Origin of the sequence: Streptomyces sp. NPDC002680 (genome assembly GCF_042889145.1) — a bacterium.
GTDB lineage: Bacteria > Actinomycetota > Actinomycetes > Streptomycetales > Streptomycetaceae > Streptomyces > Streptomyces adonidis.
Map to the genome: position 1 here is coordinate 108624 of NZ_JBIAQP010000015.1, position 15065 is coordinate 123688.

A 15065-nucleotide genomic window follows, 5' to 3' on the forward strand; every position below is an offset into this window, starting at 1 on the left:
CAAGCGTAGGCCGTGATTCCCACAATTACAGGAGGTAATTACAGGAGGCGGTCTTCTATAACTCGCCCGGCGTCGCTAGAGTCCCCTGACGTAGGCGAGAACCGGCTTCTCGGGTGGGAGAACCTGATGCGCGCTGCGGTGCTGCGGGGCGGAACGGTCGAGGTACGGGTCGTCGACGACCCGGTTCCCGGCCCCGGACAGCTCCTCGTCCGCTCGCTCGCATGCGGGATCTGCGCCTCCGACCTGCACTTCATGGACCATCCGGAGGCGGGCGCCGACGACGACAGCGGCATGTCGACGTACGACCAGGACGTCGACATCGTCATGGGGCATGAATACTGCGCCGAGGTCGTCGGCCATGGCCCCGGCACCGAGCGGCGCATCCCCGTCGGGACCCGGGTGAGTTCCCTGCCGGTGCTGTCCACGCCCGCCGGGCGCCGCATCATCGGGCAGAACCCGGACGCGCCCGGCGGATTCGGCGAGTACTTCCTGCTCACCGAAGCGATGACCCGGGTCGTGGCCTCGGATCTCCCGAGCCAGGTCGTGTGTGTCGCCGACGCGATCTCGGTGGGCTGGTCGACGGCGTCACGGGCCCACGTCACGCCCAGGGAAGTGCCGTTGGTCATCGGGTGCGGTGCCGTCGCCCTGTCGGTGATCGCGCGGTTGCGCCGGCTCGGCGTGGGACCGGTCGTGGCGGTGGACTTCGTGGCCTCGCGGCGCGCGACCGCGCTGGCCATGGGGGCCGACCTGGTCGTCGATCCCGCCGAGATGTCGCCGTACCGGGCCTGGCGGGATGTGGCGTACGGGCCGGACGGACCGACGAAGGACCTGATGGCGTCCATGACCGGCCGCCTGCCCGGCTGCGTCGTCTTCGAGTGCGTCGGGGTTCCGGGCGTCCTCGACTCGATCATCAAGGGGTGCGAGCCCGGCACCCGGATCTTCTCCGTGGGCGGCCCGCCCGAGGGCGACCACCTCCACACCCTGACCGCCAAACGCAAGGGCATCAACATCCAGTTCGGCGGCGGCCCGTCACCGGACCACTGGGACGAGGCGTTCGAGGCGGTCTGCTCGGGCGGCCTCGACGTCACGCCGATGCTCGGCCGGACGGTCGGGCTCGACGAGGTACCGGAAGCGCTCGACGCCGCACGCGACGCGGACGGACCGGCCCGCATCGTCGTCCTGCCCGGGGAGCTGTGACGGATGAGCGAGACCGACGAACTCACCCAGCTGCGCACCACCGTCGAGACACTGACGGCCCAAGTACGCGCCCTCCAGGACCAGTTGGACATCATGCAGCTCGTCGCCCAGTACGGGCCCGCCGTCGACAGCGGCTCCGGCGAGGCCGCCGCAGGACTGTGGACCGACGACGGCGTCTTCGACGCGATCCCCCATCTGCGGATGGAGGGACAGGACGACATCGTCGGCATGGTGCACGGCACCGGCCACCAGAGCCTGATCCACAAGGGCTGCGGTCACGTCCTGACCGCGCCCCACATCGTCGTCGACGGCGACGAGGCCACCGGCCGCAGCCACGCGCTGCATCTGCGCTGGGACGCCGACGCCGGCCGCTTCTGGGTCTTCCAGGTCTCCGCGAACACCTGGCGCTGGGTCCGCACCGAGCGGGGCTGGCGTATCGCCGAACGCGTCAACGCCAACCTCGACGGCTCCCCCGGCCCCCGCGCGATGCTGGCCCCGGAGGGGACATGAGGCTCGGATTCATCGGGGCGGGCCGGATGGGCCGACCGATCGTCGACCGGCTGCGGGCCGCGGGACACGACGTCACCGTCCTCGTACGCCGTCCACAGTCCCGCGCGACCGCCGAGACCGAGGCCGACGCCGACGGCCTGACCTGGGCCCCCACGATCGCGGAGACCGTCCGGGACGCCGACGCCGTGTTCGTCGCCGTCCTGACGGACGAACAGGTGCGGTCGGTGTGCCTGGGCCCGGACGGAGCCCTCGCGGCCATGCGCCCGGGGGCGACGCTGATCCAGCACACCACCTCCGACCCCGCGACCGCCCACCTGCTCGTCGAGGCGGCAGCGGAACGCGGCACCGGGATCAGGGTGCTCGACGCCGCGCTCTCGGGCGGCCCGAACGACATCGCCGAGGGCCGGCTCACGCTGTGGGTCGGCGGCGACGAAACGGTTCTGGAGGACGTACGACCGCTGCTGGCGACGTACGCCTCGCCGGTCCTGTGGGTCGGTCCGGCCGGGAACGGGCAGCGGGTGAAGCTCGTGAACAACGCGCTGTTCGTCGCGCAGGTCGGCCTCGCGGTCGACGCGGTACGGCTGGCCGGATCGCTCGGGATCGACGAGCGGGCGATCCTGGGCGCGTTGCAGCACGGCAGCGGCGCCAGTCGGGCCCTTGCCGTAGTGGCCGGCGGGGGTTCGGTCGACGCGGTCGCCGCCCGGCTGTCGGCGCTCATGCTCAAGGACGTCACCGTGGTGCGCGAGGTCGCGCGGAACGCGGGAGCCGACCTCGGGATCATCGGGACGGTGCTGTCGTCGGACGCGGTGGAGGACAAGGTGCTGCGGGTGGCCGACGCGGCGGACAACGACAACACGCGGAGGGCGGCATCGTGAAGGTCGGTTTCATCGGGCTCGGCAGCATGGGGTTGCCGATGGCGCAGCGCATCCGGGCCGAGGGGCACGACCTCACCCTGTACGCCCGTAGGCAGGCGTCGCTGGAACCCTTCGCGGGCGCTGACGACGTCACGTTCGCGGCGACCCCGGCCGAGCTGGGCGCGGCGGTCGACGCGGTCGGCGTCTGCGTCTTCGACGCGGCGGGCGTGGAGGAGGTCCTGTTCGGGCCGGACGGACTGGCCGGGGCCATGGAACCGGGGAGCGTGGTGCTCGTGCACAGCACGCTGTCGCCCGCGCAGATACGGAGCATCGCCGAGCGGGCGGCGCCGTACGGCCTGCGCGTCCTCGACGCACCGGTGAGCGGGGGCAGCCCCCGGGCCCTCGCGGGCGAGCTGACCATCATGGTGGGCGGTGACGCCGAGGCACTGGCCGACGTGTCCAGCCTGCTGGCGGCGCTTTCGCGGCATGTCGTGCATCTGGGCGGGGTCGGGGCCGGGTCGTACGCGAAGCTCGTCAACAACGCCCTGTTCACCGCGCAGATCGTCCTCGCGGACGACGCGATGCGGGCCGGGGAGTCGCTGGGCGTCGACCCGGCGGCCCTCGCGGACATCCTGACGACAGGCAGCTCGGCCTGTGTCGCCTCGGGGGTGCGGCTGCGGGCCGGCTCCCTCGCCGGGATCGCCGGTACGGCGGCCGACGCGGCCCTCACCAAGGACGTCACGCTGACGGCGGAGCTGCTCGGCGACGCCCCGGGAAGTGAACTCGTCGACGTGGCACGGCGGTTCGTGGCCGCGATGCGAGAAGAAGGGAGTCGGTGATGGGGACGGTGACGGTGACGACGACTGGCGCATACGGACCTTGGGGCATCGTCGCGGGCGGATCCGACGGGGTGGGCGTCGCGTTCGCCCACGGGATGGCCGCCCGGGGGATCAACGTCGTCCTGGTGGCCCGGCGGGTCCCCGTACTGGAGTCGGCGGCGGCGGAGATCCGCGCCCGGCACGGCGTCGAGGTCCGCACGGTGGCGCTGGACCTGGGCGCGCCGGACGCCCTGGCGGAGCTGGCGAAAGCCACCGCCGACCTGGAGATCGGGCTGTTCGTGTACAACGCGGGCGCCGACGTCCGCAGCGTCGCGTTCCTCGACCGCGACCTCGACACCCACCTGTCCCTGGTCCAGCGCAACTGCGCCGCCGTACTGGAGGCCGCCCACCGCTTCGGCGCCCCGATGGTGGCCCGGGGACACGGTGGCCTGGTGCTGGTGACCTCGGGCGCGGCCTGGGCGGGCGGCGCGACGCTCGCGACGTACGGCGCCACCAAGGCGTTCGACCTCATCCTCGCGGAAAGCCTGTGGGCGGAGTGGCGGGGCAACGGCGTCGACGTCCTGGGCCTGGTCCTCGGCAGGACCGACACGCCGTCGCACCGCCGACTGCTGGAGGCGGAGAGCGCGGAGGGTGCGGAGGGTGCGGAGAGCGCGGAGGGCACGAACGGCCAGGTGTACGAGGGTCTCGCCGACCCCACCGACATCGCCGAGGAGGCGCTCACCCATCTCGCCGACGGCCCGACCTGGATCCACGGCAGCGAGAACCCGACCGGTGGGTCACCGTTCGGCGCGCTGAACCGCCGGGACTCGGTGCTCGCGATGAGCCGGGGCGCCGCCGGTTCATCGTGACGGCTTCCCGCCGCCTTACCCGTCACCCGCTTGCTTGAACTCGCCCTACTTGCTTGCTACTTGCTCGCTACTTGGACTCGACCTGGCCGAGCGGGTCGGGGCCGGTCGTCAGCTCCTCGCGAGCCGTCTGCCAGGCGGGGTCGCCGGGGTACAGCTCGGAGCGGAGATAGGCCCAGGTGAGCCGTTGGAGCACGGAGACCCGGGCGGGGTTCTCGTCCGTGGTCTCGGCAACGTCGTACCCGGAGATCCCGCCAAGTCCGTGCTCCGCGTCGAAGAGGGTGAGCAGGGACTTGGGGCCCGGCGCGAGGACGTACGGATCGGTGTGCCAGTCCGGGCCCATGACCGTCAGATGGGCGGAGGCGTCCTTGTCACCGGCGACCACGAGGGTGGGTGTGGTCATCCGGGAGAAGTCCGTGGTCGAGAAGAAGGGCCAGTTCGCGGTGACGTGCCCGGTGAGGGCGTCACCTCCTCGGCCGGGCGCGGCAAGCAGGACGCCCGCCTTGATACGGGGTTCGGTGAGGTCCACCTCCGTGCCGTCGTCCGGGTCGGTGAGTCGGGCGCCCAGCAGCAGGCTCGCGGTGTGACCGCCCATGGAGTGCCCGGCCACGGCGACCCTGTCACGGTCCAGCCGCCCGGGGAGCTGCGGGACGGCGGCCTCGATGTCGTCGAGCCGGTCGAGGACGCGTGTCATGTCCTCGGCGCGCGACCGCCAGTACATCGGCGCCCCGGGGGTGTCCGGGGGCAGGCTCAGCGTGGTCGAGCTGAGATGCGTGGGCTGGATGACGACGAAGCCCTGTGCCACCCAGTGGTTGACGAGGGGGGCGTAGCCGTTGAGCGAGGAGAGGTTGTTGGAGTAGCCCTGGCCGTGCGAGAGGAGGATGACCGGCAGGGGGCCATCACCGGTCGCGGGGGCGGAGACTCGTAGCCGCAGGTCAACGGCCCGGTCGGGAGCCGGCAGCACGATCGGGGCGACCGAGAGGACGGGAGTTTCACTCATGACGCGACTTCCCCTAAACTGAGGGCGAGAAACGGAACAGCGTTCCGCTTAATATACGGAGCACTGTTCCGTTTAGTCAACGGGAGCCGGAAGGAGACGTGATGGCCAGCTCAGGCCGGTCGGGTGAGGTGCCGCCCCGAGGCAAGCGGGCCGACGCGCAGCGCAACCAGCAGACCCTGCTGACCGCCGCCGCGGAGGTCTTCGTCACCTCGGGTGTCGACGCGCCGATCCGTGAGATCGCGGCCAGGGCGGGCGTCGGGATGGGCACGATCTACCGCCACTTCCCGACGCGGGCGGATCTGGTCGTCGCCGTCTACCGCCACCAGGTCGAGGCCTGTGCCGAGGCGGGCCCGGCCCTGCTGGCCGAGGCGGACTCCCCGCTCACGGCACTGCGCCGATGGGCCGACCTGTTCGTCGACTTCCTGGTCACCAAGCACGGCCTGGCCAACGCGATGCAGTCGGACACCAGCGGCTTCGACGCGCTGCACACGTATTTCCTGGACCGACTCGTGCCGGTCTGCGGGCAGTTGCTCGACGCGGCGACCGAGGCGGGCGAGATCAGGCCCGGCACCCAGCCGTACGAACTGATGCGCGGCATCGGCAACCTGTGCATCGGGCACGACGGCGACCCGCGCTACGACCCGCGCCGCCTGGTCGAGCTGCTCCTGCGGGGGCTGGCGAGGAGCTGAGCGAGAGACAGGCGGCGCGGGTCGTAAGGCGGGTCGGGGCGGGGTCTGGCTGGGGCGGGACCTATCCCGCAGCGGCAGGCTCCGGAACAGACGCCGTGACCGGCGGATGCGCGAGGTCGTAGGCGCTCTCCGCGTGCAGGTGGACGTCGACGCCCTCCTGTTCGACCTCGGGGCGGACCCGCAGGCCCATCGTCTTGTCCAGGGCCTTGGCGATCAGCCAGGTCACGGCGAAGGAGTACGCGAGTACGGCGAAGGCACCCACCGCCTGCTTGCCGAGGAGGCCGAGCCCGCCGCCGTACAGCAGACCGTCGACGCCGTTGGGGGCGTCCGAGGTGGCGAGGATGCCGACCAGCAGGGTGCCGGTGAGGCCTCCGACCAGGTGGATGCCGACGACGTCGAGGGAGTCGTCGTAGCCGAACTTGTACTTGAGCCCGACGGCCAGCGCGCAGACCGCACCGCCGATCGCGCCCAGGGCGAGGGCGCCGACCGGGGAGACGGCACCGCAGGACGGGGTAATGGCGACCAGGCCGGCGATCGCGCCGGAGGCGGCGCCGAGGGTCGTGGAGTGGCCGTCGCGGAGCTTTTCGACGAGGAGCCAGCCGAGCATCGCGGAGCAGGTGGCGGTGAAGGTGTTCAGGACGACGACGGAGGCTGCGTTGGAAGACGTCAGCGCGGAGCCGCCGTTGAAGCCGAACCAGCCGAACCAGAGCAGGCCCGCGCCCAGCATCACCAGGGGGAGGTTGTGCGGACGTTCCTGGCCACCCTCCTTCTGCCAGCCGATGCGTCTGCCGAGGACGAGGATCACGGCGAGGGCCGCCGCGCCGGAGTTGATGTGGACGGCCGTACCGCCCGCGTAGTCGATGGCGCCGAGCTTGTTGACGATCCAGCCGCCGACCACGTCCTTGCCGTCGAAGGCGAAAACCCAGTGGGCGACCGGCAGATAGACCAGCGTGACCCAGATGCCCGTGAAGGCCATCCAGGCGCCGAACTTGATGCGGTCCGAGATCGCGCCGCAGATCAGGGCGGCGGTGAGGGCGGCGAACAGGGCCTGGAAGGCGGCGAAGACCGAGAGCGGGATGACCGCCTTCGGGTCGTCCCCGATGACACCGTTCATACCGAAGAACTCGGTGACGTCGCCGAGCAGTCCGGCACCGCCGATGGAGTCGCCGAAGGCGGCCGAGAAGCCGTAGACGACCCAGATACAGCCGACCAGGGCGACGGACCCGAAGGTCATCATGATCATGTTCAGGACGCTCTTGGCGGCGACCATGCCGCCGTAGAAGAGCGCCAGGCCCGGCACCATCAGACAGACGAGGGCCGTGCTCGCGAGCATCCAAGCGGTACTTCCGGTGTCCATGCGCACACTCCGCGGAGAAGTCCAGCCGAAGGAAACGATGTTTCACGGCAGTAGACCGGAGGCGCGTTACAGGACAACTCCGTGGCCGATTAAGGCCGGGTTTCAGTGCTGCGGGCTAGTGCTGCGGGCTGTCGCCGAAGGCCGTCACCGTCAGGAAGCGGATCGGGAGTTCGAGCAGCCGTTCGGGGCCGTGCGGGGCCTCGCCGTCGAACTGGAGGGCGTCACCGGGGCGCAGGGTGTAGCTGGACTTGCCGTGGCCGTACGCCATGACGCCCTCCAGCATGTAGATGATCTCGGTGCCGGCGTGCTGGAAGAGCGGGAAGACCTCGCTCTGCTCGGTCAGCGTGACGAGCAGGGCGTCCATCCGCTTGTGGGTGCCCCGGAGCGAGCCGAGCTGGGCGTACTCGTGGCCGACCTTCGTACCGCGTCGCACGATCCGGGCACCGTGTCCCGCCGGGACGAAGACGGCCTCGCGCTCGTCGTCCATGCCCCGGAACAGGGCGGTCACCGGGACGTCGAGGCCGCGCGCGAGCCGGGAGAGCGTGGTGAGGCTGCACGCGGTCTGGGCGTTCTCGATCTTCGACAGCATCGCCTTGGAGATACCGACCCGCTGCGCCATCTCCCCGACCGACAGCCCGGCCGCCTGCCGGTACTCACGGGCCCGGACAGCGATGATCCGCTCCAGCGCCTTGTCGTCGGGGTCGCCGGAGTCGCCGCCGTCTTCGTGGTGCTCGGTCATCGGCGCATATTAGCCCGCGTGTTGCAGGCGGAAGCGGGGGTGGGGCTCGGTGCGGCCGGTGGCGAGGTCGGCGGCCATCGCGCCGATGAGCGGGGCGAACTTGGCGCCGTGGCCGGAGCACGGGGAGACGACGACCAGCGGCCCGTGCCGGTCGAGGACGAAGTCCTCGTCGGGGGTGGTGGTGTAGAGACAGGTCGTCTCGGCCACCGGTTCGGGGACAAGCCCGGGGAGCCGCTCCCGGACGAAGTCGCTGACCCGCGCACGCGACGAAGGATCGACGACTCCGCTGCGGGTACGGGCGGTGGTAGGGGTCCCCCGGTCATGCTCGGCGACCTTGACCGCGGGCAACGGCCCGCCGTCGGCACCGGAGGGCAGCCCGAACACCTGCATGGACGCGTCCTTGTGGACCAGGATCGGCCACCGCACGTCCCGCTCCCGCTGCGGAAAGTGGAAGACCTGCTGCTGGGTGACGCGCAACGGCGGAAGAGGGACGGGCAGTTGGAGATCGGGCAGCCAGGCACCGGCCGCCACGACCACCGTGTCGGCGACGATTTCCCGCCCGTCATCGGTGTACAGACGAACCCGCTCCCCGACCTCGACTCGCTCGACCCGTACGCCGATCAGCGCGTCGGCGCCATGCTCGACGGCCCGCCGCACACACGCCGCGACGGTCTGGTCGGCGTCGACGACACCGGCGTCCGGGTGATACAGCACCGGGCCGCCGAAGCGGATGTACGGCCAGCGCTCGGCGGCGGCTTCGGCGTCGAGGAGTTCGTACGGGACTCCGGCCGCCCCCAGTACGGCGGCCAGCCCCTCCGGGTCGCGCCCCTCCCCCAGGTCGAGCCCACCGGTCGTACGCAGCAAGGGAGTTGAGCTGTCATGCTCCAGCTCGCGCCAGTGCTCGTACGCCTGCCCGGTCAGCCCGACGTAGAGCGGGTCGGCGTACGCCCGCCGGAAGATCCTGGAGGTGCCGTGCGAACTGCCGTGCCGGTGACCGATATCGTACGCCTCGATCAGCGTGACCGCGTGTCCCTGCCGGGCCAACTGCCAGGCGGTGGCCGCGCCCATGAGCCCGGCGCCGAGGACGGCGATCACAGACCGGCTCCGGGGATCCAGTTGGTGCCGGCGAGCGGGATACGGGCCATGGCGGCGGACTCGATGGTGAGCGCGACCAGGTCCTCGGGCTCCAGATGGAGGACGTGGGACTTGCCGCAGGCGCGGGCGAGGGTCTGGGCCTCCATGGTCATCACGCGCAGGAAGTTGGCGAGGCGGCGGCCTGCGTCGACGGGGTCGAGACGGGCGGCGAGTTCCTCGTCCTGGGTGGAGATGCCGGCGGGGTCGCGGCCGTCCTGGTAGTCGTCGAAGTAGCCCGCCGCTGAGCCGAGTTCGCGGTACTCGGCGTCGTACTTCGGGTGGTTGTCGCCGAGTGCGATGAGCGCGGCGGTGCCGATGGCGACCGCGTCGGCGCCCAGGGCGAGGGCCTTGGCCATGTCGGCGCCCGAGCGGATACCACCGGACACGACCAGCTGGACCTCGCGATGCACGCCCAACGCCTGGAGCGCCTGGACGGCTTGGGGCAGGGCGGCGAGGGTGGGGATACCGACGTGCTCGATGAAGACGTCCTGGGTGGCGGCGGTACCGCCCTGCATTCCGTCGACGACCACGACGTCGGCGCCGGCATGCACGGCCAGCTTCACGTCGTAGTACGTCCGGGTCGCACCGACCTTGACATAGATCGGCTTCTCCCAGTCGGTGATCTCGCGCAGTTCCAGGATCTTGATGGCGAGGTCGTCGGGGCCGGTCCAGTCGGGGTGCCGGCAGGCGCTGCGCTGGTCGATCCCGACGGGCAACGTCCGCATACCGGCGACCCGTTCGGTGATCTTCTGCCCGAGCAGCATGCCCCCGCCACCGGGCTTGGCCCCCTGCCCGAGGACGACCTCGATGGCGTCGGCGGCCCGCAGATCGTCCGGGTTCATGCCGTACCGGGACGGCAGATACTGATAGACGAGGTGCTTGGAGTGCCCCCGCTCCTCGGGGGTCATTCCCCCGTCCCCGGTGGTGGTGGACGTACCCACCTCACTGGCACCGCGCCCGAGGGCCTCCTTGGCCTGCGCGGAGAGCGCCCCGAAGCTCATCCCGGCGATGGTGACAGGGGTGGCGAGGTGCAGGGGGTTCTTGGCATGCCGGGCACCGAGGACGACGTCGGTGTCACAACGCTCCCGGTAACCCTCAAGCGGGTAACGGGACATGGAGGCGCCGAGCAGCAACAGGTCGTCGAAGTGGGGAAGCTTGCGCTTGGCGCCCCATCCCCGGATGTCGTAGATACCGGTCTCGGCGGCACGCTGGATGGCGTGGATGGTGGCGCGGTCAAAGGTCGCGGACTCGCGAAGGCCGTGGGTTGCGGGTTCCAAGGGTTCAGCTCCTCTGAGAAAGGGGTGAGTTGTCGCTTTTACGGGCGCGGGGAACTGCACGACCAGCCCCCACCGGGCCCGCAGCCAACAACGGCGCTAATAGGACGCAGAGTTATCCACCTTGAAGTGATAAAGCGCCCTGGCTGATCCGTACCGACGAAACTCCCCGGGATCCTCATCACGCTCGGCAGCCTTGAGCAACTCACCCAGCTCCGAGAGATGTTCGGGACGCATCTCCTTCTCGACACAATCCGCGCCGAGCGACTTCACCGTCCCCCGGACATAGATCCGAGCCTCATACAGCGAATCCCCGAGCGCATCCCCCGCATCCCCACAGACCACCAACCGTCCGGCCTGCCCCATGAACGCACTCATATGCCCGACATCACCACCCACGACGATGTCCACCCCCTTCATGGAGATCCCGCACCGAGCGGAAGCATCCCCATCAATGACCAACAGCCCCCCATGCCCAGTGGCCCCCGCCGACTGCGACGCATTCCCGCGCACCCGAACCACCCCGGACATCATGTTCTCGGCAACCCCCGTACCCGCATTGCCATGCACAGTGACCGTCGCGAGCTGATTCATCCCGGCGCAGTAATAACCAACGTGCCCCTCGACATCAACGGCGAGATCCTCCCGTATGCCGCATGCCACCGCGTGCGCCCCGCGCGGATTCACCACCCGCCAGGCCTCCACGCCGCCAGGCGAATGCAACGCCTGGTTCAACTCCCGCACCGGGGACTCCGCCAGGTCGATCAACGTCGCCATACGTACACCTCTTCCGGCTCGGGTTCGAAGATGCGGGCGTTCTCGATGCCCGGCAGGACATCAAGGGCCCGGTACTCGGACGCCATCGCCACCCACGCGTCGGTCTCGGCGACGAGCGCCGGCTTGCAGGCGATGGCGTCACGGACGACGGCGAAGGAGTCACCGGTGGACACCAGCAACGTGTAGAACCCGTCGAACCGCTCGCACAACAGCCGCAGCGCCTTCTCCGGATCGGCGCCCTGCTCCAGCTGACGGGCAACGAACCGCGCACCGACCTCGGAGTCGTTCTCGCTGTCGAACTCGACGCCCTGGGCGCGCAGTTCACGCCGGATGGTGGCGTGGTTGGCGAAGGAGCCGTTGTGCACGAGGCACTGTCCGGGACCGACGGAGAAGGGATGCGCGCCCTCAGGCGTCACGGCCGACTCGGTGGCCATACGGGTGTGCCCGACGCCCTGCCACCCGGTAACGCCGGCGAGCCCGAAGGCGTCCGCCAACTCCACCGGATTTCCTGTGCCCTTGAGTACGGCGAACCCCTCGCCGGAGCCGATGACCCTGGCGCCGGGAAGCGCGGCGGTGACCGAGGAGACGTCGGCATGCACCACGGTCGTGGCGTCGGCATCGTAGGCCTGGACACCTGGCAGTACAGCTTCCACCTCGGCCTTTGAAGTGCCCAGCAGCGACACGACGGTCCGTCCCGGCGGGGACAGCCGCGGGTCGCCGTAGACCGCGACGCCCGCCGAGTCGGGGCCGCGTTCGACGACCTGGCCGAGCATCGCGGCCAGCAGTTCGCCGAGCCGGGGTTCGAGTGAGGGCTCCCGCAGATGGAGCCCGACGATTCCGCACATCTCAAGTCCCTTCAGAAGGCGGCCAAAAGGCGGAAGTGGGTCAGAAGCCGATCAGAAGTCGATCAGAAGGCAGTGAGATAGCGGTCGAGTTCCCATGGCCCGACCGTCGCGTGCCACTCGAAGAACTCCTCGCGCTTGAGATCGGCGAAGTACCGGCTGACCCCGGCCCCGACCGCGTCCAGCGCGCCGCTGATCACCTCGTCCGCCTGGAGTGCCTCGACGGCGTGCAGCAGGGTCGGCGGGAGTTCCGGGCCCTTGCCGGCCGCGCCGGGCTCGCCCGGGTCGAGGCCGCGTTCGATGCCGTCGAGTCCGGCGGCGAGGGCGGCGGCAGCGGCGAGGTAGGGGTTGGCGGCGCCGTCTCCGCCGCGCAGTTCGATGCGGTTGCCGTCGGGGACGCGTACGAAGTGGGTGCGGTCGTTGCCGCCGTACCCCGCGACGCGCGGTGACCAGGTGGCGCCCGACCGGGTGTTGACCGCGCCGGTGCGCTTGTAGGAGTTGACCGTCGGCGCGATGACGGCCTGGAGGGCACGCGCGTGCTCGACGATCCCGGCGACGAACGAGTAGGCGAGCGGGGAGAGTCCGAGCCCGCGCTCGTCGGTGGCGTCGGGGAAGGCCGGTTGGTCACCCCGCCAGAGCGACATGTGCATGTGCATGCCGGTACCGGTGCGGTCGGTGAACGGCTTCGGCATGAACGTGGCCGTCATGCCCCGCTGTTCGGCCAGCATCGACACCAGGTACCGCATGGTGATGACCCGGTCGGCGGTGGTCAGGGCGTCGGCGTGCTTGAAGTTCTGCTCGAACTGGCCGTTGCCGTCCTCGTGGTCGTTGGCGTAGTTGCCCCAGCCGAGGGAGTTCATGGCGCTGGACACGGCGGTGAGGTGGTCGTACATCCGGGTCAACCCGCGTGCGTCGTAACAGGGTTGGGCGGCGGTGTCCCTGGAGTCGGCGACCCGCAGCACACCGTGCTCGTCCCGGTTGACGAGGAAGTACTCGACCTCGGCGCCCACGGACAGCGACAGCCCCTGGGCGGCGGCCCGCTCCAGCAGCCGGCGCAGGATGACGCGCGGCGCGTAGGGCCAGGGTTCGCCCTCCACGTACGGGTCGCAGTGGACCAGGGCCAGGCCGGGCTTGACGAAGGGGACGGGGGTGTACGAGGACGCGTCGGGGCGGGCGATGACATCGGGGTCGCTGGGCTGCTGGCCGAGCGCACCGGCCGCGTACCCGGCGAACCCGACGCCCTCGTCACGGAGCTCCTCGACGGCCTGGGCCGGGACGAGCTTGGCGCACGGTTTGCCGGTCAGATCGACGAAGACGGCGAGGACGAACTCGATGCCGTCGGCGCGGACCAGTTCGGCGAGATCGGGGAGTTCGGGAAGTCCGGCGGGATCGGGGGCGGCGGTCACCATGGGCCCCTCCTTAGGGTGTCCACTGTGGTGAATCTTTGTTGCCTACGAGTAGACACTCGCGGCATTACGGAGAGATTTCCGCCGTGGAAGCTCCCCGTAAGCCGAGACGATCAGCGGCGCGCCGACATTGTCAGTGGGGCCTGCTTGGATACGGCCATGTCCGACCATGCGATCGAGGACCTGGTCGCGGACTCGATCCGCGTCCTGGACACCCACACCGAGCCGAACGACCCACGCGTCCGGGACTGGTTCGCGGCGCTGTACGCCTTCCAGAGCGGCCACGACTGCTCGTTCACGCACTTCCGCGTGCTGGACATCCTGCTGCGCCGGGGCCACACGTACCGCTTCCCGCTCGCCCGCCACCCCGACCACGCCGAGCGATCCGCGTACTTCGCCTCACTGACCGAGTTCACGGAACTGCGCACGTTCGACGAGGACGCCCCCGACTTCGACGGCTACGACTCCTGGCTGGAGGACGGCTACGTCGACCCGCCGTTCCTCTACTGCGACGCCGGCACGGCCCTGTGGCAGCGCATGACGGACGCAGGCGAACTCCACGGCCTGGACACGACCCCGCCCCGCCGCACCCCGCTGATCGACGTGGTCCGCGAGATCGCCATGGCCGCCGAGAAGGACGGGAACCATGAACTCATAGGCGAGTGGTACGCGTTCGGCTGCGAAGCCCTTCTCGGCGGCCCCGCGGGCTGCCCGTACGACGTCGACGAACTGGCCGAGATGCCTGCCGTACGGGACCTGCGCGCGGTGGTCCGCCGCACCGACGCCCTGCCCATCGCCCAACGGTCGCCCTACGCGATGCCGGTGGAGTTCGCCGACGACGAGGACCTCGAAGCGTGGTGGTGGCGCCTGTAGCGGCGGGGAGTCACTGCCTCGGCTCGGGACACAACTCGGCGTACACGGGCTCGAAGTCAAAGGGGTACTGCACAGAGCCGGCCCCCGCGAAGCACTGGGCGGCGTGCCGGCGCATCCGGGGCCCGTACGTCGGGTGACCGATCAGGTCGGTGTAGCTCTCCCGTTCACCGAGCCCCAGAAGATCCGCGGTGTCAGCGAGGTAGACATCGAACCCCGGATACATGAGCCCCAGATACGGAAGATCATCCAAGTCGAGGGCGAACACCGGGTATTCACCTTCCCCGTCCGGCTCGGCGACGGCCAGAATCCGCCGCGAGTCCGACCCGCCGGGGAGCAGGAAGCACTCGGAGAAGCGCCCGGACAGCCACGCGAACTCCGTACCCCAGAAGTCGCCCATCTCGTCCCCGACCAGCTGATCGAGCGGTCGCGGCGCGAAGGAACCGTCCGGCGCGAACCACCCGTGCCGCGCCAACAGGCTGGTGTCGTACGCCATCCAGGCCCGCAGACTCGGCGACAACGGCCGCCCGGACGGAAACACGGCCCGCGCCAGCTCGTCCTCGGCCATCGGCCTGGGGACGCCCCCTTTCACCCAGGGCACGTTCACATACGGCAGCAGATACGGCAGCGCACTGGCCGCCGGATCACGCCGTACGACCTCGATGACCCGTTCGGTCAGCGGCACTCCGTGCATGGGACCACCTCTCGTAAGGAAGCTGAAGAAGCCAAGGG

16 protein-coding genes are annotated in these 15065 nt (G+C 70.3%); 7 read left to right on the top strand and 9 right to left on the bottom strand.

The window, feature by feature from the left end; genetic code table 11:
* Positions 1-126 precede the first annotated feature (126 nt).
* Genes ACFYXF_RS34465 through ACFYXF_RS34485 form a run of 5 tightly spaced genes read left to right on the top strand, consistent with a single transcriptional unit; the run spans position 127 to position 4248 of the window.
* Positions 127-1197, top strand: a complete 1071-nt coding sequence (locus ACFYXF_RS34465; RefSeq protein ID WP_389355664.1) for a zinc-binding dehydrogenase — start codon at positions 127-129, stop codon at positions 1195-1197.
* A 3-nt stretch (positions 1198-1200) separates the two neighbouring features.
* Positions 1201-1707 carry a nuclear transport factor 2 family protein gene (locus tag ACFYXF_RS34470; RefSeq protein ID WP_389355666.1) on the top strand — a complete coding sequence of 169 codons (507 nt, stop codon included), beginning with the start codon at positions 1201-1203 and terminating at the stop codon, positions 1705-1707.
* Complete coding sequence (locus tag ACFYXF_RS34475) at positions 1704-2582, top strand: NAD(P)-dependent oxidoreductase (protein ID WP_389355668.1); 879 nt, start codon at positions 1704-1706, stop codon at positions 2580-2582. Before ACFYXF_RS34470 ends, ACFYXF_RS34475 begins: the two co-directional genes overlap by 4 nt.
* Positions 2579-3400: an NAD(P)-dependent oxidoreductase gene (locus ACFYXF_RS34480; protein WP_389355670.1), complete on the top strand. Its 822-nt coding sequence runs from the start codon at positions 2579-2581 to the stop codon at positions 3398-3400. The genes ACFYXF_RS34475 and ACFYXF_RS34480 overlap by 4 nt, the downstream gene beginning before the upstream one ends.
* Entirely contained in the window at positions 3400-4248 is an 849-nt protein-coding gene (locus ACFYXF_RS34485; protein ID WP_389355672.1) for an SDR family NAD(P)-dependent oxidoreductase, read from the top strand. The genes ACFYXF_RS34480 and ACFYXF_RS34485 overlap by 1 nt, the downstream gene beginning before the upstream one ends.
* Positions 4249-4315: 67 nt before the next feature.
* Here the strand turns inward: ACFYXF_RS34485 and ACFYXF_RS34490 are convergent, their stop codons facing one another.
* Complete coding sequence (locus tag ACFYXF_RS34490; RefSeq protein WP_389355674.1) at positions 4316-5245, bottom strand: alpha/beta hydrolase family protein; 930 nt, start codon at positions 5243-5245, stop codon at positions 4316-4318.
* A 101-nt stretch (positions 5246-5346) separates the two neighbouring features.
* Here ACFYXF_RS34490 and ACFYXF_RS34495 point away from each other — a divergent pair, with 101 nt between their 5' ends.
* Positions 5347-5934: a TetR/AcrR family transcriptional regulator gene (locus tag ACFYXF_RS34495; RefSeq protein ID WP_389355676.1), complete on the top strand. Its 588-nt coding sequence runs from the start codon at positions 5347-5349 to the stop codon at positions 5932-5934.
* Between the two features lie 61 nt (positions 5935-5995).
* Here ACFYXF_RS34495 and ACFYXF_RS34500 read toward each other — a convergent pair whose 3' ends face one another.
* The 7 genes from ACFYXF_RS34500 to glnT all read right to left on the bottom strand — a co-directional run bounded on the left by ACFYXF_RS34500 (position 5996) and on the right by glnT (position 13466).
* Positions 5996-7291, bottom strand: coding sequence for an ammonium transporter (locus ACFYXF_RS34500; RefSeq protein ID WP_389355678.1), 1296 nt, complete (start codon positions 7289-7291; stop codon positions 5996-5998).
* A 115-nt stretch (positions 7292-7406) separates the two neighbouring features.
* Entirely contained in the window at positions 7407-8030 is a 624-nt protein-coding gene (locus ACFYXF_RS34505; protein WP_235475946.1) for an XRE family transcriptional regulator, read from the bottom strand.
* A 9-nt stretch (positions 8031-8039) separates the two neighbouring features.
* Positions 8040-9125: an FAD-dependent oxidoreductase gene (locus ACFYXF_RS34510; RefSeq protein WP_389355680.1), complete on the bottom strand. Its 1086-nt coding sequence runs from the start codon at positions 9123-9125 to the stop codon at positions 8040-8042.
* Positions 9122-10441 carry an FMN-binding glutamate synthase family protein gene (locus ACFYXF_RS34515; protein WP_389355682.1) on the bottom strand — a complete coding sequence of 440 codons (1320 nt, stop codon included), beginning with the start codon at positions 10439-10441 and terminating at the stop codon, positions 9122-9124. Before ACFYXF_RS34515 ends, ACFYXF_RS34510 begins: the two co-directional genes overlap by 4 nt.
* A 96-nt stretch (positions 10442-10537) precedes the next feature.
* Positions 10538-11215, bottom strand: coding sequence for a glutamate synthase (locus ACFYXF_RS34520; protein ID WP_389355684.1), 678 nt, complete (start codon positions 11213-11215; stop codon positions 10538-10540).
* Entirely contained in the window at positions 11203-12060 is an 858-nt protein-coding gene (locus ACFYXF_RS34525; protein ID WP_389355686.1) for a glutamine amidotransferase family protein, read from the bottom strand. Before ACFYXF_RS34525 ends, ACFYXF_RS34520 begins: the two co-directional genes overlap by 13 nt.
* A 62-nt stretch (positions 12061-12122) precedes the next feature.
* Positions 12123-13466: a type III glutamate--ammonia ligase gene (glnT, locus tag ACFYXF_RS34530; RefSeq protein WP_389355688.1), complete on the bottom strand. Its 1344-nt coding sequence runs from the start codon at positions 13464-13466 to the stop codon at positions 12123-12125.
* A 156-nt stretch (positions 13467-13622) separates the two neighbouring features.
* Between glnT and ACFYXF_RS34535 the strand changes: the two genes are divergently transcribed.
* The gene (locus ACFYXF_RS34535) at positions 13623-14336 is read left to right on the top strand and encodes a hypothetical protein (RefSeq protein WP_389355690.1); all 714 of its coding nucleotides are present in this window, start codon (positions 13623-13625) and stop codon (positions 14334-14336) included.
* A gap of 10 nt (positions 14337-14346) precedes the next feature.
* Here the strand turns inward: ACFYXF_RS34535 and ACFYXF_RS34540 are convergent, their stop codons facing one another.
* On the bottom strand, positions 14347-15027 hold the full coding sequence (locus ACFYXF_RS34540; protein WP_389355691.1) for a hypothetical protein: 681 nt from the start codon (positions 15025-15027) through the stop codon (positions 14347-14349).
* Positions 15028-15065 lie beyond the last annotated feature (38 nt).

Bases quoted from the DNA above. Each gene is read 5' to 3' on its own strand.
- ACFYXF_RS34465 (WP_389355664.1), top strand. From the start codon at position 127: ATGCGCGCTGCGGTGCTGCGGGGCGGAACGGTCGAGGTACGGGTCGTC.
- ACFYXF_RS34470 (WP_389355666.1), top strand. From the start codon at position 1,201: ATGAGCGAGACCGACGAACTCACCCAGCTGCGCACCACCGTCGAGACA.
- ACFYXF_RS34475 (WP_389355668.1), top strand. From the start codon at position 1,704: ATGAGGCTCGGATTCATCGGGGCGGGCCGGATGGGCCGACCGATCGTC.
- ACFYXF_RS34485 (WP_389355672.1), top strand. From the start codon at position 3,400: ATGGGGACGGTGACGGTGACGACGACTGGCGCATACGGACCTTGGGGC.
- ACFYXF_RS34490 (WP_389355674.1), bottom strand. From the start codon at position 5,245: ATGAGTGAAACTCCCGTCCTCTCGGTCGCCCCGATCGTGCTGCCGGCT.
- ACFYXF_RS34495 (WP_389355676.1), top strand. From the start codon at position 5,347: ATGGCCAGCTCAGGCCGGTCGGGTGAGGTGCCGCCCCGAGGCAAGCGG.
- ACFYXF_RS34500 (WP_389355678.1), bottom strand. From the start codon at position 7,291: ATGGACACCGGAAGTACCGCTTGGATGCTCGCGAGCACGGCCCTCGTC.
- ACFYXF_RS34505 (WP_235475946.1), bottom strand. From the start codon at position 8,030: ATGACCGAGCACCACGAAGACGGCGGCGACTCCGGCGACCCCGACGAC.
- ACFYXF_RS34520 (WP_389355684.1), bottom strand. From the start codon at position 11,215: ATGGCGACGTTGATCGACCTGGCGGAGTCCCCGGTGCGGGAGTTGAAC.
- ACFYXF_RS34525 (WP_389355686.1), bottom strand. From the start codon at position 12,060: ATGTGCGGAATCGTCGGGCTCCATCTGCGGGAGCCCTCACTCGAACCC.
- glnT (WP_389355688.1), bottom strand. From the start codon at position 13,466: ATGGTGACCGCCGCCCCCGATCCCGCCGGACTTCCCGAACTCCCCGAT.
- ACFYXF_RS34535 (WP_389355690.1), top strand. From the start codon at position 13,623: ATGTCCGACCATGCGATCGAGGACCTGGTCGCGGACTCGATCCGCGTC.
- ACFYXF_RS34540 (WP_389355691.1), bottom strand. From the start codon at position 15,027: ATGCACGGAGTGCCGCTGACCGAACGGGTCATCGAGGTCGTACGGCGT.